Origin of the sequence: Rufibacter tibetensis (assembly GCF_001310085.1) — a bacterium.
GTDB lineage: Bacteria > Bacteroidota > Bacteroidia > Cytophagales > Hymenobacteraceae > Nibribacter > Nibribacter tibetensis.
On record NZ_CP012643.1, the window covers coordinates 2309127 to 2334928 of the forward strand.

Sequence of the window (25802 nt, forward strand, 5' to 3'; positions counted from 1 at the left end):
ATGGCGAAGGGCAAGCAGCTTGGTGCGGGTAATTTGTTGGCTTCTGTTTAGATAAAGGTTAGTTACCTGTGTTGTTGGCTCCTGCATTTGCCTTTGCAGAAAGTCTATTTCAACCTTTTCAGAAAATGGAAGCCTTTAATGACGAACCCTTCGCGGAAGTAGAATTTATGGGCTGCGTTATTGCCCACGTACGCGTCTAGCATCATGGTTTCACAATGGTTTTGGGAAGCTTCTTGCGTAAGCCAGTCCAGCAGTAGTTTTCCAATCCCTTTAGAGCGGTAGCGCTCGTCTACCACAAAATTATCTACCTCCAGGTACTTGCCACTGTAAAGCTTGGTGCCCAACCAAAAGCCGGACAACCCCACGCAGATTGACTTATCAAAGACACCCACCATGCGGTAGCGAAGGGGCAGCATTTGGTGTAACAGCAGTTCATACCGCGCTAGGTCCATGTTGGGGTTCAAGACCTGAATTAACGGGAACTGTTGCAGCATCTCAGGCAATGCGGTGATCTCCCTTACTTGAAAAGGTGTGGACATGTCGCAAAAAGTAAGAAGTAAAAGTAGAAAGCAGGCCGTTGGGGTAAAAGAACTGCTAACAAAATGTTAAGGAAGGGCGACAATTCCTGTGTAACGTTAAATATAAGTTAATTAACGTTTTGGTGCTAGTATTACGAAAAAAGGCCCTATATATTTGGTCCATTGAAAGGCAGAATAGCCGGTTTAATTGAAAGAATTTATCTGCCAATTATACGGCGGCTGAATTAAGAGTACCAACATGAATTAGATGGCCTCTGCCTGTGTGCTTGAAATGTGCATTGATTTTGTGAAAAGCAAAACAATGGAAGCGAAGAATACAAGTAGATCTTTTTTCTTTATTGGTGCGGAGGAAAAGATGATGAAAGTGTTCGGTTTTAAAAGAATTGTGTACGGCAACGGACAATTGTATTTTACTAAAACCTTATAACATGCTTTAAAACAATGATTTAAGTAAATGGCACGCAACTTGTATTTCTGTTAAACGAGCAATGGAATTCAAGAGTAGTAGCAGATATGGAAAGATTTTGAACAGTTTTTTAAAAACTAAATAAAAAATTAAAATAAATCTGCAACTGCAAGCAACCTTCTTTTAGATTCTGCATCTATTAGAATATAACACAAACATAAAGAAATCTTACATGAAAATAATAGGTGCAAAAATCGCCCTGGATCTTTACGTCCTTTTGCAAGATAAAAGGTGTTTTACTGAAGTAATAATTTAAAAATATCAAGATTGTTTTCTTATCAATTAACTCATTTAATTTAAAAGCCATGAAACGTTTATTTATTATCACCGCCTTAGTTTGCATGCAAGTAATTTCAGTTTTCGCCCAAGGCCCAACCAGCCGCGTTAATACTGAAAAAGTTAGAATGTATCGTCAGCCTGCCATTGGCGGAGAAGTGATGCGCCTGTTAGGTTCTGAAGACGAGATCATTGTGATGCGCAAACAAAACAGTGAGTGGAGTTTGGTGCAGATTGATGGAGAAGCCGGCTACGTGCTGAATTCTTACCTGAAAGCCAAAAAAGCTAAAAAGGCCACTGCCGCTAAAACTCCTGTCTCTGTTGACAAAAGCGCGAAATTATAAAGGGTACAACACAAGAACTGCTTCCCCCCTGCAGTCTCTTGTGTTAGACCAAAAAGCAGAAGGCCCACTCTGGAGAGAGTGGGCCTTCTGCTTTTCATAAACCAAGGAGCCTATTCCTTTGGAGTGTAGTTGTAAAGGTCTATGGCCTCTGCAAGTTTGTCTTTCTTAACTAACCTGAGCAGCTGAGGAATCAGGGAGATGCCCGCGCCCACCAGAAGCAGCGGAGAAACGCTTGACCCGTTGTAGCCACTTCTAAACTGTTGCGTAATGCCGGCTACCATTAAGCCTGCGCCCGCCACATAGATACCCGTTTGGATGTTTTGTCCTCTTTTGTAATCCTGCAAACTTTCTACGCTGCCAGGGTTATCAGACAAGGCTGCCCGCAGGTTCTTGTAGGTGAGCGGCTGCAAAGGGCCTTTTTCTTTCTCAAAGTAGTACACCCGGCGCTGCGTAGGGTAGCCATACCCTCCCATGCCGTAACCACCCATTCCGTACCCTCCCATGCCTACGCCAATACCTGGGGAATAGGAGTTGTAGTCTGTGCGATAGACAAAGTAAGTAGAAATGCGCCCGGCTTGTTCACGTTGGGCAAAGTTGCTAAAGCGACGGCCAGCGTCTACGCGGGCAAAGTACCCTTCCTGGCTCTGAAAGTATTTTACCTTTTCAGGGGTAAACTTGAGGGTATCATCCAGCAGGAAAAAGTTTTGCTTAAAAACCGGGCTTTTGAATTGTAGCCTGCTTGCGTACACACGTTCACCGTTGTGCAGTTCTATAAAGTAAGGTTGTCCTGAAGTAACGTTTTGGCTCCAGGCGCATTCTACTGCCATCCAGCAGAAGAAAACCAGAAAGTATAATTTTTTCATCATAACACATTGAAAACGAAAAAGTAGGTTTTCTATGATAAAGCTAAAGAAAAAAAGGGAAAGGTGGACTTTAGAATAGAATATACCCCAGACTGGCGCAACAGCAGAGTGAAAAAGGAGTAAAAGAAAAGAGCTGATTGTTTCACTTAAACTGAATTGTTATGTTTATAGCATTGTGTATTTTATTGATTATAGCTTTGTTTATTACCGTGTATTACGTGAGAGCAAACAAAGCCGGCGGTTCACCGCAGCACGGAACCACTACCCGTATCTCTGGCGGTGGGCCTAATGATCCTGCTACTCCAGGCCAGACCACCAAAAGTTCTTATAACCCGGGCAGCATTCCAGACTCTGCCGGTAACGGCAACGCTGCCATGAGTTCTGGTAAGCAGGGCTAACGTTGTCATGAGTTAGTACCTATAGACCTGTTTTACGGCTGGGTATAAAACAGAAAGGCACCACACGTGTGGTGCCTTTCTGTTTTATATGTTTCTGGCAGCTTAGTTCAGGTTGTTGTTGCCTTCATGGGCCAGGTTAGCCTGTTTCTTTCTGGAAGAAGAGGCGTTGCCTTTGGCTTCCTGCTCAGTGCCATTGCTGTTGTTTTCTAACCGGATGGGTTGGGAGTTGCCTTCGCGTACCTCAATCTGGTGACGGGCAGTTTTCTGTTCGTCCTTCGGGATTCTCACGTGCAGAATTCCGTTTTCAAACACTGCCTCAATGCTGTCAGCTTTTACCGTGTCTGGGAACTGGAAAGAACGGCTGAAGGAACCGTACTGGCTTTCAATGACATGGTAACGCTTGTCTTTCTGCTCATTCTTGAAGTGACGCTCTCCTGAAATGGTAAGACGTCCTTGCTGGAAATCAAGGTGAATGTCTTCTTTTTTCATGCCAGGAAGGGCCACCTCCAACTCAAATCCCTTCTCGGTTTCACAGGTGTCTACCTGAGGACTAAACCTATTCAGCCGCTCGCGGCTGTTCACAGAGTCATTAAAGAAACGATCCAGCATGCTGCTGAAGGTTTGCGGCATCATGTCTTCAAAGCCGCTCCCGAAACGTTGAATAGCCATAATTTTACCTACTTTAATTGTGTGAAACATAGGGCAGGCATAGTCACTGCCTCAAAAATACGTGTTTGCCAATGCACTAGGGCCGTTTTAAGCCGTTTGTCAGAAACAGGGCCGGAAACGCTGGTAAGCAAGCCGTTCCCGGTTTACCTGTAGGTTATATTAACGTTGCTCAATCTCTAAAAACCGGGGGCCTTGCGGCAGGTACGGAAGGTGTACCCGCAACTCGTGGCCTTCATGCACCACTCTCAGGTGACTGAAGTCTATGTAGGGCGGCAGCACGAAGTTCTGGTGAAACAACGGAATCTGCATGGCCGGATGCTGTTCGCTCTGGTGCAAAGCCATTACAGTAAGTTGGTTTTTATCCAGAATCACCTGGCACTGCTCAGGAGACACGCCAGGTAAAGCTACCTGCAGTACGGTCTCTTTTTTGCGTTTCACCATGTTCACCTGTGGCTGGACAACCCCGCCACCAACCGTGTTGGTTAAGTCTATATATTGGGCAATGTTCTGTAAGAACTTTTTATCTTTAATCAGTTTCATGACGCTTCACCTCTTCCTTTCTTATTTTCATGTGGGGTAATGCAAAGGGCATACCAATAGTGCCAGGCCCCTTTTTTGCCTACTATCAAGACAGAATGTCAAAGCTAAAATAAGTGTATAATGCTATTTTGGCAGACCTTTGTCAGGGTGTTTCCTGCGTCCAAATTCCCGCTGGAGTAGCTTTATAGAAATAATTCAAGTAAAAATATAAGCATTTTTTAGGGTATTGCCTCACTTTTATGTCTTTCTTGCGTAGAACGTGAAATAATTCTTCTTTTAAGAAGAAAAAACATTAATTTAATCTGAAAACCTGCTTACATTGAGCTGGTAGTAAAACAAAAGGAAACTTAGAACAGAGCTATTTTGCTGAATCCCCCAAAAGCAAACTCTGATTCTTGTATAATTTCAGGTGCTCAGGTTGTATTTAAGCTGTACTCGCGCGGTTTGTAAGCTGCAAACTGGTGCTGAAGACAGGTGGAAGAAGGACATACAGCACACTTACATGACTATATGAAGCTATTTTAAAGAGAAGGATACCTCGGCGGAACTTCTTCTGCTGGAAGAGATGGCTTTGCTTTTTTGCTTTCTATGAGAAAAACATATTATGCATCTGCCGGGCTAACGCTTGACTATGATCAGGGACAGAAAACGGCTTACGCGGTTTGGAATGGTTTCCTGAATAGCCAGGAATTCAAGGAAGCTACCTTGAAATGCCTGCAGTTGATGGAAGAAGAAGGGGTAGTGCGCTGGCTTGCCGATAACCGGAAGATGAAAGCCATAAGGCAGGCAGACCAGCATTGGTTTGTAGAGAACATTATGCCCCGCATGCTGCAGAGCACGCTCAGGCGCATGGCTACTCTGGTTTCTGAAGATATGTTCAATAAAATGGCAGTAGACCAGATCATGCAGCGCATTGAGCAGCCAGACCACCTGGTCCTGCGCGATTTTAATGATGAAGCACAGGCCTTAGCCTGGTTGATGATGCCATTAACCGAACAGGGGCAGCGCAACAGTAAAGAAAGCAATGGATAGGGCGTCTAGTGAATTTGCAGAGTAGTAAAACCAAAAGAATATAGAGAAAGCATATACTCATTAAATAAACGGGGTAGGCAAAAAATAGTCTGCTTGTTATAAAGCATTAAGTATTGAATACAGAGGCGCCCCCGCGCATAACTAAATCTGGCAGAAGTGTTTTGGCCCTGGGCACTTCTGTACATATATATATATTATTGGCTACGCATGATTATAGAAAATAGTGAAGTCTATTACAAAAGTACAGGCGTCACCATCCGCTACCATAAAGGAAATGAGATGGGTATCAGTATTTGGAAAAGCCCCGTCAGCAGCCATGAAGTGCGCGAGGCTATTCTTTTAGTGAACCATTCCATTGAGTTGTTTGGGTTGACCCGGTGGCTCTCTGATGTTAGAAATATAAAGTCATTCCAGAGCAAAGACATGCAATGGGTCATAGAAAACATACTCCCCTCCATGCTTTCCAGCACCCTGCGTAAATTTGCCGTTCTCATGGATATAAAGCAGAAGGACGGACCGGAAGTAAACCATCTTTTTCACCAGATACCAGATGTAGAACACAACGTGCAAATACATACCTTCTATGATCTGGAGGAGGCATTAACCTGGTTACTGGAAGAACCGACGCAAGCACAGGCATAGCACGTAACCATTTAGGGACTGTTTTAGAAAAATTAGCCAGAAAGCACCGTTTGCCCTGGTTGCTTTTGCCTGTGACCCCTGACAAAATAAAAAGGCCTTTCAGTAGAATCTAAGGCCAGTAAGAACTTTGTTGAAAGCCATTGTTGCCCTATAAGCGACTTTACCATTTGAATCATACACTACTTTATGCCTATACAGCTGCCTTTTGTCTATTACCAAAGCCACGCCTTCACCATTCAATATGATGAAGCACGTTCTTTAGGCATGGCTATCTGGAGGGGGAAATTTTCCAAATCAGATCTACAGGAGGCTTTTCTGATTCTTATTCACGTCATTGACAAATACCGCCTCACCAGGTGGCTAGCCGATGACCGTAAAATGAAATCCATGTCTGAGGAGGAAAGAAACTGGGTCTTTGAGAACGTGGTTCCCGCACTCCTGTCAGGTCCGTTGCGTCGAATGGCAATCCTTCCTTCAGAAGATGCAAAACAAGTAGAAGACATTGACCATCTTGTAGAGCGCGCCGGCGACTTAGGAGATTTCGCGCTCAGGAACTTCGGTAGTGAAGAGGAAGCGCTGGAGTGGCTTATGCAAGAATAAGAACCAATAGCTAAAAGGGTGGGCGAATAGCTTTGTTTCTAACCCGGAAAACAACAAGCGGTATTATGTTGGCTCTTTCAAGAAGAACTGGGCGACCCTGACCAAGCTTCCGCGCCGTTTTCCAAAATACACTACCTAACTGCAAGCTGCGCTGCTGATAGGGCAAGGGTATGCAAAGTATTAAAAATAAGAACTTGTTTGCCAGGCAGCTGAAGAGAAACCCTCTTCTGCTGGTTCCGTTTGTCAAATAATGGAAATTCTTGAAACAGCATTGGGCATTGGGTTGAAGGATCTGAACTGGTGGCAAATGTCTGCCCGGGCAATCATAGTCTTTTTTGTTTCTTTGATGTATGTGCGGTTGGCCAATAAACGCATCTTTGGCCGGCACAGCGCCTTTGATATTGTGCTGGGGGTCATGTACGGCTCTGTCATGAGCAGGGCCATTACGGGTAATTCACCTTTCGTGCCTACGTTGATAGCGGGGCTGGTGCTTATCTTGCTGCACCGCTTCCTGGCAACGCTTGCGTTCAGAACCGGAGACGAAGTCAGTACCATGATCAAGGGAAAGACAGTGACCCTGATAAAAGACGGAGAGTTTCTGAAAGATGTCATGCGAGCGCATAACGTGACAGAGAATGATATTTTTGAGTCTATGCGTGCTCAAGGAAGCCCCGAAGACATCTCCAAAGTATCAACAGCGTGTTTAGAGCGCAGCGGAAGTATTAGCGTAGTCATGAAGGATGACAAGTAAGCTCCCAAAGGAGTTTGTCTCTGCTTTTTATGCCATTGCTGCCCATTAATTTCCCTGCTTTTACACGTGAATTTTAAAGCCTATAAATGGATGTCTTTTGATTTGCTGTTCCCTTTTGGGTATCAGCATTTACAGATAGGAAGGAGAAGCCATAACAAGCTTCTTTTTTTGTCTTCAGGCTTAAAGGAGTAGAAGAAGTAAAAGAGACCAGAACTGTCTTTTACGCCTGCTTTTGTGATTTCAGGCCAAAAGAACAGGATGCTTCTTCACCTTTCACTAGTACTTATGCTTTTAGATAAGAAGCAGAGATAACCTAAGAGTATGCTCAACTTTTTACCTCATGCAACCATTTTGAAGGCAAAGAACTCTTCCTAATAGTAACCATTATGAAGTGTAATGCCCTCAAAAATGAAAGCTTGTTGTATAACCTTAACTGTCTTCTTCGCTGCTCTGTTTCTTGCCGGTTGTGATTTGGAAGATCCAGAGCCAAACATCCACCAGCCCCGCGTTCTTCTGAAAAAGATTGCCACCACCCAGGGCGATAGCCGGGAGTTTCAGTACGCGGCCTCGGGATGGTTAGCCCGCGTGGTAGGTAAAGGCCAGTTGGCTCTGAACGAGAATGAGCAGACTACCAGCGAGATCATCTATGATAACATGGGCCGCGTTGCCTACGTGCTCACCGATGGGCCTACCCTGGACACCGAAAATGCCTATTATTATACCGCAGACAACAAGCTCTACAAACTAGATGAACTTATTAACGGGAAAGTAGAGAGTTACCACACCTTTGAATATGACACCCAAAAGCGGCTTACTGCCCGGTACAGCCATTACAAAGATGTGACCATTAACACACCCAGAGAAGCTAACAAGGTAACCTACACCTATGACGCCAAAGGCAACGTGGGGGAGGTAAAAATGTACCACAAACCGACAGCTACCTCAGACTGGCAACTGGTGCAGACCAGCACATACGAGAACTATGACACCAAGAAAAGCGTGCAGCACCTCTCCGATTTCCTGTTCACCCCCAGAATCATCTTGCACGGCAACAACCCCGGCAAAGTCACCACAACCCTAGCCAGCGGCGAGCAGCGCGTAACCACCTTTACCTATGAGTACAACGAGCAAAACCTACCGGTGAAGAAGACCACCACGCCTAGTAACGGCACTGCCTTCCAGACGGAGTATACTTACTTGATGTAAGCTCTTTTAGGAATAGAAATGCAACTCTCACTTTAGGCCCAATTTTACAAAATTAGGTCCAAAGCGAGAGTTGCTTTTTAGAGGAGAGTGCATTACATATAATAGTGCTGTCGCTACTAAGCTTCATACCGCTTAAGGGTATTTTCAAGTTCTTGGTTTAGTTGGTCAATGTCTATGAACTCTGCCTCACCTTTCTCTAATTGAGTCAAATCTTGCTTCAACTCCTTTTGAGTAGCAGAAAAGGCGTCATTCTCCTCAATATTCTCCAACTCATCTTTTGTGAACTTGCACATAAACCATATCAAGTTCTTGTATACCTTCTCATTCACCCGTAGCCGTATGATTTGCATTGCACTTCTATTTGAAGGTTCGCTAATTGTTAAAATACACGATTCTGTTCTGGTTTAGACGCATTTTAGTTTAAACATGGCTGAAACGGATGGCTCATACATGCGCCCTTGTTGATGATATCACCAACAAACAGATTTCGCTTGCGAGGAGCGGCTTGTAGGAATGTTGGTGAGTACAATCAAATTGTTATAATATATATATAATAGACGCAATATTTTCTTACTTTAATTGTATGAAAAAAGCCATTTCTTTTCTTCGCAAATTATTTTTATTGTCCTTTTTGGCCGTGCAGTTACTTCCATCTGGTTGTTCACAACAAAAGGTGTTTGATTTTTCTGCGCCTGTTGCCCAAGCAAAATCTGCTTCAAAGATATTATCAGAAGATAGTAGCCAAACTATTGCTATATCGCCAGATGCAACTACGCCTATCATTTCTCAGAAGGTTTACAAGTTAGATGCTTCTAATAAGCAACCTTTTCCTGTTAGGTTCTTTCCTAAGTATACGGCTACTTCGCCTGTTCCTACTCAGGCTATGGCCATTGTAAAAAATGATAAATGGGCTAAGCGTACAGGAAAAGCAACAGCTAAAGATCTTAACCCCTCATCATTGCCATTACCAACTGAGTCTAAGGTTGCTTTGGTATTTGCGGTTATTTCATTGATCGCGTTGGGATTTGTGGTACTACCAGGATTTACACTTGGCACTTATTTAATTGGTATGCTTATAGGTCTTATCGCCTTCTCTTTTTCCTTTATATTAGGGCTTCTAGGTAAAAGCAAAGGCACAAAACAGCCAGAGAAGTACAATGAAAAAGGAGCTAAACGTGTAGGTGTCTTTAGTTGGGTTTTAGCTGCTCTCTTGGCAACAATACTACTCGCTCTTCTTATTATATAAAATATATGTTGCAGTTGGCGGTTAAGCTGAGAATCACTTCTTAGCCTATTGAAAGTACTAACTATATCCGCAATTCTTTTCTCATGTTTTTCCTTGGTAATGACGCCACGGAAATAATCTATAATCTCATCTGTTTGCTCTCTTTTTCATTGTATCAGATAAGTTGTTCTAGTTTGCCTGATGAAGGGTAACGAAACTCTTCATCAGGCAAACAGTTTACCCTTACATCAAGTAGCCGATCGCTCTCCAATGTTGGTTTTTGAAAGAGTCAGAGTAGCTGGAGCGAAGAAGAAAAGTTTATAATTTGAGTAAAAGCAGCAAGTTAGATTGTCACTGAAGATGAAAGTAAGAAGAGGTTGATTTCTGCCTGAGCTTACAAAAGCGTCTGTCCTTGTTGGTGTTCTCACCAACAAGGAAGAATGGATTACGATGGAACGGCTATTTGAAATGTTGGTGAGTACACCAACATTAGGAAAGGTTATCAGATAGCCAAATGGTAGCAAACAAAAAAGGAGGCCGTTTCGGGTCTCCTTTTTTTATTCTTAAACAAAAGTAGTTCTTAGCTACCGCAAGCCTCGCAAGCATCTGGATTATCCAGAGAGCAGGCCATGTCGCTTTGGTTCTGCTCTACGTTGCTGTACATCGGGGCCAGGGTTTCAGCGGCTTGTTTCTCCACTGTGAACTTGATGGCATCGGCGGCGGCTTTCGTACGCAGGTAGTACATCCCGGTTTTTAAGCCTTTCTTCCAGCTATGGAAGTGCATAGACGTCAACTTCCCGAAGTTCACGTTAGACACGTGCAGGTTCAGGCTTTGGCTCTGGCAGATGTAGGCTCCACGGTCGGCAGACATGTCAATGATGGTTCGCTGACTGATTTCCCATACTGTTTTGTACAGGTCTTTGATGTGCTGCGGAATGTTGGTGATGCCCTGCACCGATCCGTTGGCGGCGATGATGGCATTCTTCATTTGGTCATTCCACAAACCTAACCCAATCAGGTCGTTCAGCAAGTGCTTGTTCACCACCATGAACTCCCCGCTCAACACGCGGCGTACGTAGATGTTAGAGGTGTAAGGCTCAAACCCTTCATTGTTCCCCAGGATCTGCGAGGTAGAAGCAGTTGGCATAGGCGCTACCAACAAAGAGTTGCGTACGCCGTGCTCTACTACTTCCTGACGAAGTGCTTCCCAGTCCCAACGACCGCTGTCTGGCGTTACACCCCACATGTCAAACTGGAAGATACCACGGCTGATAGGGGAACCTTCAAACGTTTCGTAAGGGCCTAATTTCTTTGCCAGATCCTTAGAAGCCGTCATGGCCGCAAAGTAAATAGTCTCGAAAATCTCTTTGTTCAGGCGGGCTGCGTCTTCGCTTTCAAACGGCATGCGCAGTTGCAGGAACGCATCGGCTAAGCCCTGTACCCCCAACCCTATAGGGCGGTGACGCATGTTGGACTTCTTCGCTTCCGGTACCGGGTAATAGTTGATGTCAATTACCTTGTTCAGGTTCTTGGTTACCGTATAGGTGACATCATACAAACGCTGGTGGTCAAAGGTCTTAACGCCTTTCTCTTCTTTAATATAGCGTGGCAACGCCAGAGACGCCAGGTTACACACGGCAATCTCGTCGGCATCGGTGTACTCAATGATCTCGGTGCACAAGTTAGAGCTCTTGATGGTACCCAGGTTCTGCTGGTTAGACTTGCCGTTGGCGTGGTCCTTGAACAGCATATACGGTGTACCGGTCTCAGTCTGCGCTTCTAAGATCGCGAACCACAATTCCTGTGCTTTGATAGTTTTGCGGGCTTTGCCTTCGCGCTCGTATTTCTCATACAAACGCTCAAAGTCTTTGCCCCAGGTGTCAGAAAGGCCTGGGCATTCGTTCGGGCACATCAGGCTCCAGTCACCGTTGGCTTCTACGCGCTTCATGAACAAGTCTGGGGTCCAGAGAGCCAGGAACAAGTCGCGGGTCCGCATTTCTTCTTTCCCGTGGTTCTTGCGCAGATCCAGGAATTCGAAAATATCGGCGTGCCAAGGCTCCAGGTAAATAGCGAAGGCGCCTTTACGCTTTCCACCACCTTGGTCCACGTACCGAGCCGTGTCGTTAAACACTTTCAACATCGGCACTAAGCCGTTGGACGTACCGTTGGTGCCTTTGATGTAAGAACCAGTAGCTCTGATGTTGTGCGCCGCCAGGCCAATACCACCCGCGCTCTGCGAGATCAACGCACAGTTCTTCAAAGTATCATAGATACCCGGAATGCTATCCTCTTTCATGGTGAGCAGGAAGCAGGAAGACAGCTGCGGTTTAGGAGTGCCCGCGTTAAAAAGAGTTGGCGTAGCGTGCGTGAACCACTTCTCAGACATGAGGTTGTAGGTCTCAATGGCAGAGTCTATGTCTTCTTTGTGAATACCCACGGCCACCCGCATGAGCATGTGCTGCGGACGCTCCACTACTTTGCCATGCAGGCGCAGCAGATAAGAACGCTCAAGGGTTTTGTACCCGAAGTAGTCATAGTTGTAGTCACGGTCATAAATAATGCTGGAGTCCAGCACGGCCGCGTGTTTCTTAATGATTTCAAAGACATCCTTCGCAATCAAAGAAGCATTTTCACCTGTTTTGGGGTCTTCATAGGTGTACAACTGCTTCATGGTGTTGAAGAACGACTTCTGCGTCACCTTGTGCAAGCTGGAGATAGCTATACGCGCCGCCAGAATGGCGTAGTCGGGGTGCTTTGTCGTTAAGGAAGCCGAGGTTTCTGCCGCCAGGTTATCCAGCTCTACGGTGGTCACGCCATCGTAAATACCGTCAATTACCTTCTTGGCCACCTCAATAGGGCTAACAAACGACATGTTCAGGCCATAGCACAGTTTCTCTATGCGGGCCGTGATTTTATCAAACTTGACCGATTCCCTGCGGCCGTCTCTTTTTACAACTAACATACGCTTACACTAATATGTGACGGATGACGTACCATCCAGATATTTCTCTCCCATGCGCTTTTGCGCTGGAGCATGCTTTTGGCTTGATTTTACTTGAGGGCCCTGCTCCAACCGACTGTTGGGTGCTTTGGGCCTGTTTTTAGAGAAACAACCCCAAAGCGCTTTAGGGCTGTCCAGGGGGTAATAGATTAAAAGTCCTCGTCCAGAGAGAACACGTTGGAATCACGGTCGCTCATCACGCCCGATTTCTGGTACTCAGCCACACGTTTCTCAAAGAAGTTGGTTTTGCCTTGCAGGGAGATCAGCTCCATGAAGTCAAATGGATTGGTTGAATTGTAGATTTTGCCACAACCTAAAGATACCAGTAGGCGGTCGGCCACAAACTCGATGTATTGGTTCATCAGTTTTGCATTCATCCCTATGAGGTCAACGGGCAGCGCATCGGTCACAAATTCCTGCTCAATGCTCACCGCGTCACGGATGATCATTTGTACGCGCTCCTCAGGTAACTTGTTCTGCAGCATAGAGTACAGCAAGCAGGCGAAGTCACAGTGCAGTCCCTCATCACGGGAGATCAACTCATTAGAGAAGGTCAAGCCTGGCATCAAACCGCGTTTCTTCATCCAGAAGATAGAGCAGAATGAACCAGAGAAGAAAATACCCTCTACCGCGGCAAACGCAATCAAACGCTCCGTGAAATTTTCAGAGTTGATCCATTTCAACGCCCACTCTCCTTTTTTCTTAACGCAGTCAACGGTCTCCAGGGCGTTGAACAAGCGATCTTTTTCCTGCGGATCTTTAATATAGGTATCAATCAAAAGAGAATAGGTCTCAGAGTGGATGTTCTCCATCATGATCTGGAACCCATAGAAACAACGTGCCTCAGGTAGCTGCACCTCTTGCATGAAGTTAATGGCCAGGTTCTCGTTTACAATCCCGTCTGAAGCCGCGAAGAACGCCAGTACGTGGGAGATGAAGTGACGCTCGCCGTCGTTTAGCTTCTCCCAATCTTTCAGGTCTGGGGTCAGGTCAATCTCTTCGGCCGTCCAAAAGCTAGCCTCTGCTTTCTTATACATCTGCCAAACGGCATCGTTTTGGATGGGGAACAGGACAAAGCGGTTCGGGTTTTCTTGCAATAAAGGCTCCATAGACTAAACGGTTTCTTGCTCTAACTTTATTAAAAGGGTGCGCCTTCAGGCGCTGTCTCTCGCCTTATAACAGTGGCTTAACGATTAAGTTAAGAAGCAGTTGTTGTGGGTTGAGAATTCAAATATAGGGACAAATACGTTGGTTGCCCCTTTGGAGCAGCCTAATTTACCAACTTCTTATACAGCAGTTATCCACAATATAATCAACTGGTAACATATTGTAAATCAGGTGTTTAAAATGTTATAAAAATTAGAAACCTCAAATATATACTTTGCTCTATGGCTTGAATGATGGTATCTTAAAGGATAGTAGATAATTTTAAAGAGGTAAATCAGGCGATTTAAAACACGCCTTTTGCAAGCTCTGAGTAGCGTCTGCTTTAGCTTCCTGAACTTCAGAGATGAGGGTGCACGCTGCCTTAGGAGACAAGCGAAAACAAGTGTGTTTTGGAGCTGGGTTTCTGATTTTGCGCTGAAAACGAGATAGCCAGAAAGCATCAAATTCTGAAAGGCAGACAGTGGTTCTGTCATCTTTTGTCATTTTTAGACACCAGTTAGCTGGTGTCTTGCCGCTTGAGATTTCAGGCAGATAAGGAAATGCTTGTTGTCTAGCCTTAGTTGGTGGGTGAGAAAACAAATTTGCTGCTGCTCTTGACTTTACCTAAATCAATAGCTACTTTCATTTACATTTCAGCTGGAAAGTTGACTCTCTTTGATCAGTTGTAAATGCCCTGTTCTGACCGCTTTTCCAGAGTGGTTCTCTCTTCTTGTGTCTTTATCCACTTGTAAGTAATTGATAATCAGTATAGGTTTGGTTTATCCACCAAAGTTATCCACATGCTGGGGGATAACTCATAACCTATTAAAAATCAGTTTACTACCTTTAAAAACAGAGGTAAATTAGTAGACGTGTATTTGGATATTAGCTTGAGCGTCCGTACTTTTGCGGTTCAATTTTTTAAAAAATATCGTAAGCTGATGTACGCAATTGTAGAAATCGCTGGTATCCAGACGAAAGTAGAGAGCGGTAAGTTCTTCTACACTAACAAGCTTTCCGGCAATGAGGGTGACGCCGTAGAGTTCGCCAATGTTCTTTTAACTGATGACAACGGAAATTTAACCGTAGGTGCTCCTTTTGTAGACGGAGTAAAAGTAACTGGAACCATCCAGGGACACGCCAAAGGTGACAAAGTGATCGTTTTCAAGAAGAAGAGAAGAAAAGGCTACAAGAAGAAAAACGGTCACCGCCAACAGTACACCAAAGTGTTGATCAACACCATTGGTTAATTTTTGAGGTAAAGGAAAATTATTGTAGAACCTATCTCTGGCTTTTGCCAGGATTAAAATAGAATAGAAATGGCTCACAAAAAAGGTGTCGGTAGTTCTAACAACGGCCGCGAATCACATTCCAAGCGCTTAGGCGTGAAAATTTTTGGTGGTCAAACCATCATCGCTGGTAACATCATTGTACGTCAGCGCGGTACTGCGCACCACCCAGGTGCAAACGTAGGTATCGGTAAAGACCACACCCTGTTTGCTTTGACAGACGGTATCGTACAGTTTAAAAAAGGCGTGAAAAACCGTTCTTTCGTATCTGTTCTTCCTTTAGATGTAGACGCCGCTCAGGTTACTACTACTCCTTCTGAAGAAGTTACTGCCTAAGCATCCCCTCGGCTTCCGCCGATCAAGATTTCAAAGAAGGCTGCCTTTTAGGGCAGCCTTCTTTGTTTTTGAGTGTTTTTGGGAAAAGAGGCCGGATTCTGGAAAGGGATAAAATGCGTGAATATGCAGGTGTAAACATCCCCTTCGCCTCCTTCAAAAGGAGAGCATCGACTTTAATGGTTCTTCCTTGAAGTATCAGCTAATGTTTTGAGGCTATTGCCTCACTGCAGTTGCAAACTGCAGCCATTGTGGGTCCAAGTCGCAGACTTGAACCATGTTCTCTTGCATGTAAACTTGAACCATGGTTCCTTAAAGCAAGCAAAGGCCACCCATTTTCCTTTTCCAGCCTTTCGTCTGAGCGCCTAGGACTCGACCCGGTGCCGCGTTAGGGGCAGCCCTGGGGGGCAGGCGAGAGGCCACAGCGCGAGGGCGGAAGGCGGGGCCCCGCGGCCGTGAGCGCTTATCGGCAAAGATGAAACAATAAAGCCCATGAACCCACGCAAAAGGCACTTACTCTAAGGGAAAAGCAAAGGGCTTCAGCAGAATAAAAGAGGAAGAGTTCAATGCGGTGCCTCCACAAAAGAAATCTCAGGAGCCAAACCATCAGGTTGCAACGCATACAAAACCGGTTTGCTAGGACTAGCATCCAAGACCAAACTGGTCACCTGCAAATTCAACAGATACCATCCATCCGCCACCGCATCCGGCACAAAGATCAATTCTGTAATAGTAGCCTGAGTCCGGGTTTGAAAAGGATACTGCCAAAACGCATGGTGCGCTAACAAAGCCCCGCCATCTTCCTCCCTATCAACCGAAGGTAAATCCAATAAAAGATGCTCTACTCCATATTGAGCCAGGTATTCCGCTAAAGCAGGCTCAATGTAAGTAGGATTAGTGCCGGAGTACTGGGTAGTGCGTTTGCTTTCAGAATTAGGAAGCGTGCGCAACACCAACGCTTCGGGAAGGTCGGCTTCATCCAACTGGGTTAAAACATCTTTCGCTAGCACCACTAGATCACCGTTATCCTGTCGCTGAGGAGTAACAGAAACCAGTTGCGCCACAAACAGGAATCGGCTTAGGCAGTGGTCTAACGTGGCGGTCGGATCAGGCGAGATATGACCGTAGCATTCGGTGTGGGTGCCGTTGCCGTGGGGCGTAAGATGGACGCGCTGGTAATTGGTGGAACCACCTTGCGCCACGCTGCCTACAAAATCGCCTACGGTGATAGTCTCTACCTGCACCGGCTCGGCCCAAAAGCAATTTACGTTCTCAGAACCCGACCTGAGAGGAAGGGAGATATCCAATGGCTGTAGCGGATTGAACTGATAGGTACGATTCCGTAAAGTAATAGAAGCAGAGGAAAGCATAGGACGTGCATGTTTTAGACCTGTTTTACAAAAGTAGCCAAAATCAGAGATTGACCAGAGATTTTAGGTCAGCGGGAAAGTGGCCAACAACCGGGTGTTTTCCTGACGCTGGTACCAGTCATTGCTTACTAACTCTACTTGGTCTATGACAGCCGTCCCAAAGTCATGCGCCCGGTACTCTCGTAGCTTTTGCAGAAATTTATCTGGCCTCTGCAGGGGTTCCCTGAACCGGATGACGGTGCTGTGGGCCGTAGAGATGGCATACCGCTGGTCAATGGATTGCTGCAGTCTGCAATCCCGGAAGGCTGTCCGCAAGTTTCCCCGTAGCTGGTGAAGGTCATCACTATACGGAAATCCTTGTAGGAGCACGCAGGAAGGCGAGGCTGTAATACCCTTGAACATCACCCTGAACGGCTGAATGGAGGCTAAAGCCTCTTTCACCAATTCAATATAAGGCTGAAGCTGGATGTCAGCCTCGGAAAACCCCGGATAACACGAGATGATGCTCAATATGGTGAGGTGCACATCTGAGGTGGGGTAGTAGTATTGTTCGGGTTCTAGTGTAACCATTTCCTGCAAAAAGCACTGAATGTTCTCCAGTACTTCTCCTCGCGGACGGGCCAGTAGCGTTATGCCTCTTCTGGTATCTGTGGGAGAATCAAGCAGGGCGTCAAACTCGTAGTTTCCTTTCAGAAATTGCGCCTCGGCGTTTTGCCAGAACTGGGTATAATGGGCTCTTAAATCCATGGGGAAGGTGATTTCCAGGTATTCGTTTTAGAGCAGATTATGCTAAAATAAGCCTAATACAGAAAAGGTGCTGCGTTCTTCAACAAATGCTTTTCCCCGTGGAACAAGCTTTCTCTTTCTACTTCACCTCAATGTCATACTTGGCCAGCAAGCCTAATGCACCCTGCACCGAGAACTTCGCTTTTTTGATACGGTTGAGCTCCGGGTCCAACGTGTAGTTGTAGGCTGTTCTGAAGTCGGCCTTCTCCAGGTTGCTCCGCTGAAACACGGTTCTGGCTAAGTCGCATTCCAGGAAAGAAGCTTGGGTTAGGTCTGAATCAGTGAAGTTGGCCTCCTTGATGCTGCAACTCTCGAAAACGGTCTTTTTAAGGTTCTTTTTGCCAAAGTAGGTGTAATCCAGGGAGCAGCCTTTGAACCGCACCGCAAACAGGAAATCATAGCATTGACTGAAATCTACACCCACCAGTTTGCAGTTGGTGAAGGTGACATCATGTAGTTTAGAGTTGCTCAACTGCACAAGGCTCAAATTACAATCTTCAAAGCGGCAATCAGAGAAGCTATTGTTAGAAAGGTTAGTGCTGGAGAAATCGCAGTTGGTAAAGGTGCAGTCCTCGAACTCACGCCCGGCCACGCCTTTGCCTGTGTAGTTGAGCTGGTCAAAGGTCTTATTCTGGTGCAGCGTTTCTTGCATGGAGGTTGCCTTATTTTATTGACCAAGTGATCGTCACGTGATCAATGAATTCTAAATCATTGGGTGTAAACCCAATCATGGCTTCTCCTATAGCATTTGCACCCGCCATAACTGCACTCGTCGCCTTGTCTTCCAATTCCTGCATGCCGCCATAGTAGTTGTTCCCGTACCCGATGTCAATAATTTTGCCTAAGCGCACACCTGTGGAGGAGGCTATTAAGTTCGCTTTGTGCTTCGAACTTTCAACAGAGAGTTTTATCAGTTCATCCTGCACCTTTGTTCTTAATTCATCAGATAACTTGAAATTAAAATTCAAGGTGAAATCAGTGTTGCTTTTGGCAAATGTGTTCAGGATTCTGGTGATGGTTTCCTTGCTGTTTTTAAAGTCAACGGTGATGCTTTGCGTAGCCACATACCCACTGTCTATGTTTTGCTCCTTTATATAAACGGTATATTCCTCAATTTTAAAGTCTGTGGTCTTAATATCCTCTTCTTTGAAGCCGATGGAGGCTATCTGACTTGTAAGATCTTTTGTTTTCTTGTTCAAGCCAGCAATTGCCTCACTAAAATTCAGGTTGTTCTCTTTTAATCTAATAATCAAAACGCCTACATCTGGTTTTACCGTAATTTTAGCGCTACCAATCACGTCAATGGTAGGGTTTCTTTTATCTATCTGACAAATTGCAGAAAAAGAAAAAAGTAAAAACAGAGGCAAGACAAGAAAGATACTTTTCATAAAAGAAGTTGATAGGTCAAAAAGTAAGGCAAAACCTTACCAATTCAATTTCTCTTGAATGAACTTGATGAGCTGGTTGGCCATGGCTTGCTGCTCTTCTACCCGCGGGTGACCCGGCGTGTCTTTGTAAGGTGCAAACAAGTTGTACACCTTCTGGTCCTGCAGTCCGGCCACGGCTTTCTCCACGTAGCCCGGCCATGGAGAGCCCGCGCGGGTGATGTCCATGTTGCCCAGCATAGCAATGATGTGGGCGTTGGGGTATTTGCTTCTGATGTTTTTTACGAAGTTCTGATAGGCCGTGATCAGGAACTCCTCAGAAGGTTTCGTAGTCCCGAACCGGCGCTTGAACTGGGCATTCTGGGGTTGCTCCACAATCCAGGAATCGTTTTGGAAAAGGTTGATCACCACAATGTCGGGCTGTTTTTGGGAGAAGTCCCATTTGCTGGTGGAGTCTGACGGATTCAGCCGGTTATAGATCTCAGGCATAATCAGAGGTTCCCAGCTCACCGTAATGCCTATTCCGCTTTTGCAGATACAGGTATAATCGGCGTCAAAGAAGCGGGTGGTGAGGGCGGCGTAGCTCACGTAGTTGTTCGTGTTGGTGCCTGCCGGGTTATCTTTGCCTGAGTAATCCTCGGCGGCGTAGCCAGCCGTGATGGAGTTGCCGTAGAACTCAATTTTGCGGGTTTTAGGTGCTGCGGCCGGTAGCGTTTTTCCGCCGTTTTCCAGTTCAAAGCCATAAAACGTGGTGGTGCCTTTGTCCCACTCGGTGCGCTTGAACAGTTCTACGGTATGTTTACCTGGTTTCAGCCCAGAGGCGAGGGTGTAGAGTTTTGCTTCGGTGTCAGGCTGCAGGATAGAAATGCTGTCGCCGTCGATGATCACGTTGTAGTAGCTCTTTCCAGTGCTGTCTTTTAAACGCGCTTTTACCGAAGTGCCCTCAAAATTCAGCTTCACCGAGGTGCCTGACCAATACAGTTCTGCCGCTTCCGGCGAAGGTTTTCCTACCCGGCCCATGTAGGCCACATGAGCATCTTGCGGCGCTACAGAAGCGCTTTTTTGGGTGGCGCAGCTGGCAAGGCAAAGCAGAAGTACTAGAAATGAGGGAACGCGAAAGAAGATGCTGTAACGCATGAACAGAAAGGTTGAAGGGTAGAAACAGGTGCTGGCAAAGATGCTGAGAACCAATTTTGTTTCAAAGCACCCCCAGAAGAAAACCTGTGTCTACCCCTTAGCCTTCCTTTAACCAGAAGCTGAGTACTATTAACAATTTAAAAATACCCTATTTAAAGATCAAGGGTGTGGAAGCTGGTTGTTGTCCCAGAAGTGGGGCAAACATAGCATGGCTGGCCATGTTAGCGGTAGTTCCAATAGATGGGCTTGCCACAAGGGCATCAACTCTGGTATTCTGTACGGTAGGCAGATTCTCCATTCTCTCAGAAGATGTTACCTGGGGAGAGGAGAAGTCGGTTAGCTGAGTGAAGTACAGAATTCCGGCCAGGAACAAGACCATCAAGCCGGTAAAAACAACACCGAAGAAGGACAGCTGCTTTCCCTTCCTGGCAGGAGCAGGTCCAAAGGGATTGGGGTTGGTTAGTATTTCCATAGCTAGAAAAGTTAGTTTCTACTAAGATGCGTTTCAGGTCTGTTTTTCATAAAGCAACCCTAAAACGAACGCTTCTCTTACAATGAAATCTCTACCACTATTTACGACGGCTTTCTTCTGGATGTTGTCTGTACGGACTTACTATTCAACCCCTTTCCACCACTGGGTATGTGGCCGTTCCGTTTGTAGGTTCCAGCGTTGGCCAATGAGTGGCGTAGCCATCTGGATGTTGTGCTGCTGTACTGCCTTTGACAAGCGCTCAATGGGTTCTTTCCAGGGGTGCAGGGCCAGTGAGAAAGCGCCCCAGTGGGTAGGCATCAAGACTTTTCCTTTTAAATCTAAATGAGCTTGGGCAGTTTGCTCGGGCATCATGTGAATGTATTTCCAGGACTCGTTATACTGGCCGCATTCCAGCATGGTCAAGTCAAAAGGACCGTATTTCTCACCTATTTCCTTGAAATGCGTGTCATAACCAGAGTCGCCCCCGAAGTAAATGGATTGTTCCCCGCTTTTCAGAACCCAGGAGCACCACAGGGTTTTGTCACGGTCCCGTAATCCCCGGCCGGAGAAGTGACGAGCGGGGGTAGCGGCCAGAAAGAGTCCTTCGTAGTTGGTGGTTTCCCACCAGTCAAGCTCTGTGATTTTGCTTTCATTCACCCCCCAACGCTGTAAATGCGCCCCTACTCCTAGCGGTATAATAAAGTGTCTGGTTTTATCTTTCAGCTTTAGAATGGTGCCCCGGTCAAGGTGGTCGTAATGGTCATGGGATAAGAGTACCAGGTCCAGCGGCGGCAGGTCTTCTATAGCAATAGGTAATTTCTCACTAAACCGCTTGCTCCCGATAAATGAAACCGGTGAGGCGCGCTGGCCCAGCATAGGATCTGCGAAAATGCGTTTGCCGTTTACTTCCAGCAACACCGCTGAATGCCCGAACCACGTGATCTTTACTCCTACTGCGGGAATGCCGGCAAGTTCTTCCTTTTTCAAAGAAACCATGGGTAACTCTTGCAGAGGCGTAGAACCTTCAGTACCGCCAATGAACTTGGCAAAAATTTTCACCTTGTCCATAAAGGAAGACTCGTCCATCATGGGCGTGTGTGACAGGTTCTGAAATTTGCCGTCGCGGTAATTCTTAGATTTTTGAATGCGCTCCAGGCTTTGTCCGTGGGCCGCGGCTCCAAACTGTGGGGCAAACGCCATGAAAAGCATGCCTCCTAAGGTAGGGGAAGCAATGAGCGAGAGCAGGATGTACATAAACTTCTTCATTGTCTGTAAACGTTATGACAGATACCTTGGAGCTGGAAAATGTTTTAAGCAAACATTCTCTTTCCCCTTTGAAGTATCAGCACAAAAAGAATCCTCTGTTTCAAGGCTTCTTTTGCAAAGGTAGCCTTGAAACAGAGGATGAATGTATAGGAGGTAGCAGAAGAAGCTTTCAGAGAAAGATGGACGCTTCTACCTAATCTAACTACTAGAATTTTGGTGCTCTCAGCATGAAAGGAATAGCACGGGAAACAACACTAGGGGCTTTTCTCATGTTCGCTTTAATGTCATCATCACCAATATTATCAGTGATATCAATGAATTCTCCGGTGTATTGGGCTCTTACTCTTTTGCCATTTTCCAGTTCCACATCACAGTCAAGCATGTAGTCAGGTGCCGTTCCAGAGATATTGAGCGTCCCTTTAGTAATTGAGATCGCTTCATTGTCATAGTCTAATTCATCATCATCGTTTACATCAAACACAAACGCTGACTCAAGAAAGATGTTCTTTTTCCCATAGGCAGTTTCTTGTTGAGCGGCTGTCATGCCTGCAAGATTAGCGTACTCAAACCTGCCGGGTTTAAAATTTGATGTGCCCAGAGAAAATGTATAGAATACAAGGGTAACCTTCTCCTTGGAGGCTGTGGCATCCGTTACCAGGAATACCTGACCGTAGTGGGTATCATTGGAGGCAAATCCAACAGGACCTAAATCAGCTGTCGCGCCTATGGTCAAATCATAAATGGTAGTGTCATATTCCAGCTGATTTTCCAAAGAAGGTAGTTCTTCTTCATCGTCATCGCCGCAAGACACGGTTAGAAAACTGCACAGGAGCAGTGTCAATAATTTGAAGGAAAGGGAAAACTTTTTCATGAGAGGAAAAGGCTTAAGATTTGAATTCACTTACTCTGGATTAACCAGGTATGTAATTTTTGTTCAACGGTAATATTCTGTAAGAGTTTACCTTACGTGAGTAGCTCTTATAAATAACTTCTGTTTTTGACTTTTCTATATAAAACAGACCAAAAACAGAGATGTTTAATTTATGCCTCTTCCTGTAATAGAAACAAGTCCAGCGCAATCTCGTCGGCGAGCAGTTTGCCAGCTTCAGTTAAGAGGAGAATTGCTCCTTCCTGGCGCAACAGCCCTTTGGCTTCAATCTTCTGCAAATACGCCGCATGAATGGCTATCAGGTTTACGCCCCATTTCTCCTGAATGTATTGGGTGTCACAGCCCCAATTGGTGCGCAGGGTAGTCATCACGTACTCGTTCACGCGGTCTTCTACTGAAAGTTCTTCTACGGTGCAAGGTAGTTGCCCAGTCTCCAGCGCCTGGACGTATTTAGGGTTGTGGGCTACGTTGAACTGGCGGCTGACACCATTGAACGAGTGCGCACTTGGCCCGATGCCCAGGTACGGCACTTGTTTCCAGTAACTGCTGTTGTGCTTGCTTTCAAAACCGGGCTGGCAGAAGTTGGAGATCTCGTAGTGCAGGAAACCATGGTCGGCGGCCTGGGTCATGAGCAGCTCAAATTGCTGGGCCACGCGTTCTTCCTCAGCAGGAGTAAATTTTCCTTTCTTAAGCCGATGTCCTAGCACGGTGTTGGGCTCAATGGTTAAGGCGTAGCAGGAAAGGTGCTGCACCTGTAAGGCAAACGCTTTGGTTAGATCCTGTTCCCACAACGCCGGGTCTTCGGCCGGGATGCCGTAGATCAGATCCAGGGAGATGTTGTTAAAGCCCAAGTCCTGCGCCTGTTTGATGGAATCTGCCGCCTCGGCAGCCGTATGCGGACGGTTCATGAGCTGCAGATGCGGGTCATGGAACGACTGCACGCCCACGCTCAGGCGGTTGATGGGTGTTTGCCTTAACGCCTGCAGTTTCTCCGAGGTCAGGTCATCTGGGTTCGCTTCCAAGGTGATCTCGGCGGTTGGGTTTACCGTATGTTTTGCATAAATCGCCTCTAAAAGACCGTTCAGCTCAGTTGCGTCTAAAATAGACGGCGTGCCACCGCCGAAGTAAATGGTGTTGATAACCTCGCCGTTCAGGTACTGCTGTTGCAAAGCCAGTTCCTTGTGCATGGCTTGCAGTACCTGCTCCTTTAAACCCATAGACGTACTGAAATGGAAATCGCAGTAGTGACAGGCTTGTTTGCAGAAAGGGATATGAAGATAAATTCCGGCCAAAATATGCTGGGGCTATGGAAAGCGTTAGAGGTAAATGAAAGAAGCGGTGGCCTGAATTTGCAGCCTGTGCCGTACCTTTAGAAACAATGAAGAGGAGGTCTAGTTCCCGTTTGTACCAAAAGAATGGCTGGCAAAGATACGCAATTCTGGGCCTGTTCCTGGGGTTGCTGCTTTGGTGCCACGTGGGGCAGACTCAGGACCGGAAAGTGGTGGTCAAGGTTTTGTCCCCAGACCCTGATGCCGTCAAAATCTGGCAACGCCTTCAGCCTAAATTCTCAGCCCGTGATTCTGTGGGGTTGCAACAGGACCTGCGTGGCTGGCTGGCGCGCGTGCAGGAAGAAGGCTACCTAACCGCTTCTATTGACAGCATGCGCCTGCAGAAAGACTCTTTATGGCTGCACGTGTACGTAGGCCGGCCTTATAACTGGGCTTCGCTTCAAAACGGAAACGTGGGTGAAGGGCTGCTGGAGAAGGTAGGTTTCCGGGAGAAACTCTACAGTGGGCAGCCCTTCCGCCCGGCGGAGTTTGCCCGATTGCAACAGTCTTTGCTGCGCGAGGCGGAGAACAGCGGGTTTCCTTACGCTGCTGTCCAGATTGATTCCCTTCGTCTCTACAATGACTCCATCAGTGGGGTACTGCGGGTAGTACGAGGTCCTTTGATGTTGATTGACTCGGTGCAGATCATCGGCAGCAGCCGCATACAGTTGCGTACTCTGTACCGCTACACCCAACTGGCACCCGGACAACCGTACTCTCTGCAGCGCATTGAAGCGGCCATGCGAGCCCTCGGGCAGTTGCCGTTTGTGCGCATCACAGGTGAGCCGCAGGCGTTGTTTGCGAAAAATCAGGCGCGGGTGTATTTCTTCCTGGACGAGAAAAAAGCAAACCAGTTTGACGGCATCATCGGGTTTCTGCCCGACCCCAACTCCTCAGAGGCCAAATTGTTGATTACTGGCGAAGTGAACCTGCAGGTGCGCAACCTGCGGGGCAGCGGCAAGCAAATTGGTTTGCACTGGCGCAAAGTGGAGCGCAACTCGCAGCTCCTGGATGTGGAATACCGCCATCCGCACTTTTTCAACTCGCCCTTTGAGGTGGCCGGGTTGTTCCATCTCTACAAGCAAGATACCTCTTTCCTGAACTTACGCCCGCGCTTGGAGATTGCCTATCCGTTGTCCACTACCAGCCGCATCACGTTCTTCGCCGAGGTGGTGAGTTCACAGCTGCTCTCCCCGGAGGCCCTGCGGCAGCGAAGGTCTGATTCATCTGCCATTGACGCCAACTTCACCTCTTATGGGGTGTCTTACGGTTGGGGTAATTTAGATGACCTGTACTTCCCGCGCCGGGGTACCCAAGCCTTTTTCCAAGGCGCTGTGGGGAATAAACGGGTGCAGCGCAACGCGCGGGTAGAGGCCAGTTACTATGACACCCTGCAGATGAAAACCTCGCAGCTTTCCCTCTCTGGACGGGTGGAACGCTACTGGCCTGTCACTAAAAATGGGGTGGTGCTCACGCGCCTGCGCGCCGAGGCTTTAGTGAACCAGCGACTGTACTTGAATGAATTGTACCGGTTAGGCGGACTTGCCACGCTCCGGGGCTTTGACGATTACGCCTTTTATGCCTCGTCGTATGCCATCAGTACGCTGGAGTACCGGCAGTATACGGGGCAAGATTCGTACGTTTTCCTCTTATATGACCAGGGATATTTGCGCCGCGACTTGAAAAATGAAAAAAATATTCAGTGGGCCAGCGGCGTAGGCGGAGGTATCAGCTTTTCAACGGGAGCCGGTGTGTTTCAGCTAGTTTACTCTGTAGGAAGGACTTCTCAAGAGGCCTTTAGCCTGCAACGAGGCAAGATTCACTTCGGGATTACGGGCCGTTTTTAGAA

At 46.6% G+C, this 25802-nt stretch carries 27 protein-coding genes; 11 read left to right on the forward strand and 16 right to left on the reverse strand.

Features of this window, described 5'->3' with window-relative positions:
* Positions 1 to 104: 104 nt before the first annotated feature.
* The gene (locus DC20_RS09260) at positions 105 to 539 is read right to left on the reverse strand and encodes a GNAT family N-acetyltransferase (protein WP_071885420.1); all 435 of its coding nucleotides are present in this window, start codon (positions 537 to 539) and stop codon (positions 105 to 107) included.
* A 771-nt stretch (positions 540 to 1310) separates the two neighbouring features.
* On the opposite strand from DC20_RS09260, the gene DC20_RS09275 reads away from it, so the two are divergent.
* Positions 1311 to 1625 carry an SH3 domain-containing protein gene (locus DC20_RS09275; RefSeq protein ID WP_157593115.1) on the forward strand — a complete coding sequence of 105 codons (315 nt, stop codon included), beginning with the start codon at positions 1311 to 1313 and terminating at the stop codon, positions 1623 to 1625.
* Positions 1626 to 1735: 110 nt separating this feature from the next.
* Here DC20_RS09275 and DC20_RS09280 read toward each other — a convergent pair whose 3' ends face one another.
* Complete coding sequence (locus tag DC20_RS09280) at positions 1736 to 2491, reverse strand: hypothetical protein (RefSeq protein WP_062543578.1); 756 nt, start codon at positions 2489 to 2491, stop codon at positions 1736 to 1738.
* Between the two features lie 158 nt (positions 2492 to 2649).
* Between DC20_RS09280 and DC20_RS09285 the strand changes: the two genes are divergently transcribed.
* Positions 2650 to 2886: a hypothetical protein gene (locus DC20_RS09285; RefSeq protein ID WP_157593116.1), complete on the forward strand. Its 237-nt coding sequence runs from the start codon at positions 2650 to 2652 to the stop codon at positions 2884 to 2886.
* A gap of 102 nt (positions 2887 to 2988) precedes the next feature.
* Here DC20_RS09285 and DC20_RS09290 read toward each other — a convergent pair whose 3' ends face one another.
* Positions 2989 to 3585, reverse strand: a complete 597-nt coding sequence (locus DC20_RS09290; RefSeq protein ID WP_071885421.1) for an Hsp20/alpha crystallin family protein — start codon at positions 3583 to 3585, stop codon at positions 2989 to 2991.
* Positions 3586 to 3714: 129 nt separating this feature from the next.
* Entirely contained in the window at positions 3715 to 4095 is a 381-nt protein-coding gene (locus tag DC20_RS09295; RefSeq protein WP_062543580.1) for an Hsp20/alpha crystallin family protein, read from the reverse strand.
* 588 nt (positions 4096 to 4683) lie between these two features.
* Between DC20_RS09295 and DC20_RS09300 the strand changes: the two genes are divergently transcribed.
* From DC20_RS09300 to DC20_RS09320, 5 genes are all read left to right on the forward strand, one after another.
* Positions 4684 to 5127 (forward strand): STAS/SEC14 domain-containing protein, encoded by a 444-nt coding sequence (locus DC20_RS09300; RefSeq protein ID WP_062543581.1) that lies wholly within the window; start codon positions 4684 to 4686, stop codon positions 5125 to 5127.
* 207 nt (positions 5128 to 5334) lie between these two features.
* Positions 5335 to 5769 (forward strand): hypothetical protein, encoded by a 435-nt coding sequence (locus DC20_RS09305; RefSeq protein WP_062543582.1) that lies wholly within the window; start codon positions 5335 to 5337, stop codon positions 5767 to 5769.
* 186 nt (positions 5770 to 5955) lie between these two features.
* Complete coding sequence (locus tag DC20_RS09310; protein WP_062543583.1) at positions 5956 to 6369, forward strand: STAS/SEC14 domain-containing protein; 414 nt, start codon at positions 5956 to 5958, stop codon at positions 6367 to 6369.
* 250 nt (positions 6370 to 6619) lie between these two features.
* Positions 6620 to 7120, forward strand: coding sequence for a DUF421 domain-containing protein (locus tag DC20_RS09315; RefSeq protein ID WP_071885422.1), 501 nt, complete (start codon positions 6620 to 6622; stop codon positions 7118 to 7120).
* Between the two features lie 408 nt (positions 7121 to 7528).
* The gene (locus DC20_RS09320; protein WP_062543584.1) at positions 7529 to 8326 is read left to right on the forward strand and encodes a hypothetical protein; all 798 of its coding nucleotides are present in this window, start codon (positions 7529 to 7531) and stop codon (positions 8324 to 8326) included.
* Positions 8327 to 8442: 116 nt separating this feature from the next.
* On the opposite strand, the gene DC20_RS09325 is transcribed toward DC20_RS09320, so the two are convergent.
* Positions 8443 to 8676: a hypothetical protein gene (locus tag DC20_RS09325; RefSeq protein WP_062543585.1), complete on the reverse strand. Its 234-nt coding sequence runs from the start codon at positions 8674 to 8676 to the stop codon at positions 8443 to 8445.
* Positions 8677 to 8909: 233 nt separating this feature from the next.
* On the opposite strand from DC20_RS09325, the gene DC20_RS09330 reads away from it, so the two are divergent.
* Positions 8910 to 9572, forward strand: a complete 663-nt coding sequence (locus DC20_RS09330; protein WP_157593117.1) for a hypothetical protein — start codon at positions 8910 to 8912, stop codon at positions 9570 to 9572.
* 559 nt (positions 9573 to 10131) lie between these two features.
* On the opposite strand, the gene DC20_RS09335 is transcribed toward DC20_RS09330, so the two are convergent.
* Positions 10132 to 12513: a ribonucleoside-diphosphate reductase subunit alpha gene (locus DC20_RS09335; protein ID WP_062543587.1), complete on the reverse strand. Its 2382-nt coding sequence runs from the start codon at positions 12511 to 12513 to the stop codon at positions 10132 to 10134.
* Positions 12514 to 12701: 188 nt separating this feature from the next.
* The gene (locus DC20_RS09340; protein ID WP_062543588.1) at positions 12702 to 13661 is read right to left on the reverse strand and encodes a ribonucleoside-diphosphate reductase small subunit; all 960 of its coding nucleotides are present in this window, start codon (positions 13659 to 13661) and stop codon (positions 12702 to 12704) included.
* 978 nt (positions 13662 to 14639) lie between these two features.
* Between DC20_RS09340 and rplU the strand changes: the two genes are divergently transcribed.
* Positions 14640 to 14948, forward strand: coding sequence for a 50S ribosomal protein L21 (rplU, locus tag DC20_RS09345; RefSeq protein WP_062543589.1), 309 nt, complete (start codon positions 14640 to 14642; stop codon positions 14946 to 14948).
* Between the two features lie 69 nt (positions 14949 to 15017).
* Positions 15018 to 15323 (forward strand): 50S ribosomal protein L27, encoded by a 306-nt coding sequence (rpmA, locus tag DC20_RS09350; protein ID WP_062543590.1) that lies wholly within the window; start codon positions 15018 to 15020, stop codon positions 15321 to 15323.
* 560 nt (positions 15324 to 15883) lie between these two features.
* Here the strand turns inward: rpmA and DC20_RS09355 are convergent.
* The 9 genes from DC20_RS09355 to hemW form a co-directional block, all read right to left on the reverse strand.
* Complete coding sequence (locus DC20_RS09355; RefSeq protein WP_062543591.1) at positions 15884 to 16690, reverse strand: cyclase family protein; 807 nt, start codon at positions 16688 to 16690, stop codon at positions 15884 to 15886.
* A gap of 63 nt (positions 16691 to 16753) precedes the next feature.
* A complete protein-coding gene (locus DC20_RS09360; protein WP_062543592.1) occupies positions 16754 to 17437 on the reverse strand; it encodes a 2'-5' RNA ligase family protein in 684 nt (227 codons plus the stop codon).
* 118 nt (positions 17438 to 17555) lie between these two features.
* The gene (locus tag DC20_RS09365; RefSeq protein ID WP_062543593.1) at positions 17556 to 18128 is read right to left on the reverse strand and encodes a pentapeptide repeat-containing protein; all 573 of its coding nucleotides are present in this window, start codon (positions 18126 to 18128) and stop codon (positions 17556 to 17558) included.
* Between the two features lie 10 nt (positions 18129 to 18138).
* Positions 18139 to 18864 (reverse strand): SIMPL domain-containing protein, encoded by a 726-nt coding sequence (locus DC20_RS09370; protein WP_062543594.1) that lies wholly within the window; start codon positions 18862 to 18864, stop codon positions 18139 to 18141.
* 36 nt (positions 18865 to 18900) lie between these two features.
* Complete coding sequence (locus DC20_RS09375) at positions 18901 to 19998, reverse strand: SGNH/GDSL hydrolase family protein (RefSeq protein ID WP_062545889.1); 1098 nt, start codon at positions 19996 to 19998, stop codon at positions 18901 to 18903.
* A 148-nt stretch (positions 19999 to 20146) separates the two neighbouring features.
* Positions 20147 to 20470, reverse strand: a complete 324-nt coding sequence (locus DC20_RS09380) for a hypothetical protein (RefSeq protein ID WP_062543595.1) — start codon at positions 20468 to 20470, stop codon at positions 20147 to 20149.
* A 141-nt stretch (positions 20471 to 20611) separates the two neighbouring features.
* Entirely contained in the window at positions 20612 to 21736 is a 1125-nt protein-coding gene (locus tag DC20_RS09385) for an MBL fold metallo-hydrolase (protein WP_062543596.1), read from the reverse strand.
* Between the two features lie 205 nt (positions 21737 to 21941).
* Positions 21942 to 22607 (reverse strand): hypothetical protein, encoded by a 666-nt coding sequence (locus tag DC20_RS09395; RefSeq protein WP_062543598.1) that lies wholly within the window; start codon positions 22605 to 22607, stop codon positions 21942 to 21944.
* A gap of 170 nt (positions 22608 to 22777) precedes the next feature.
* Positions 22778 to 23917: a radical SAM family heme chaperone HemW gene (gene hemW / locus DC20_RS09400; RefSeq protein ID WP_062543599.1), complete on the reverse strand. Its 1140-nt coding sequence runs from the start codon at positions 23915 to 23917 to the stop codon at positions 22778 to 22780.
* 86 nt (positions 23918 to 24003) lie between these two features.
* Between hemW and DC20_RS09405 the strand changes: the two genes are divergently transcribed.
* Positions 24004 to 25800: a BamA/OMP85 family outer membrane protein gene (locus DC20_RS09405; protein ID WP_157593118.1), complete on the forward strand. Its 1797-nt coding sequence runs from the start codon at positions 24004 to 24006 to the stop codon at positions 25798 to 25800.
* Positions 25801 to 25802 lie beyond the last annotated feature (2 nt).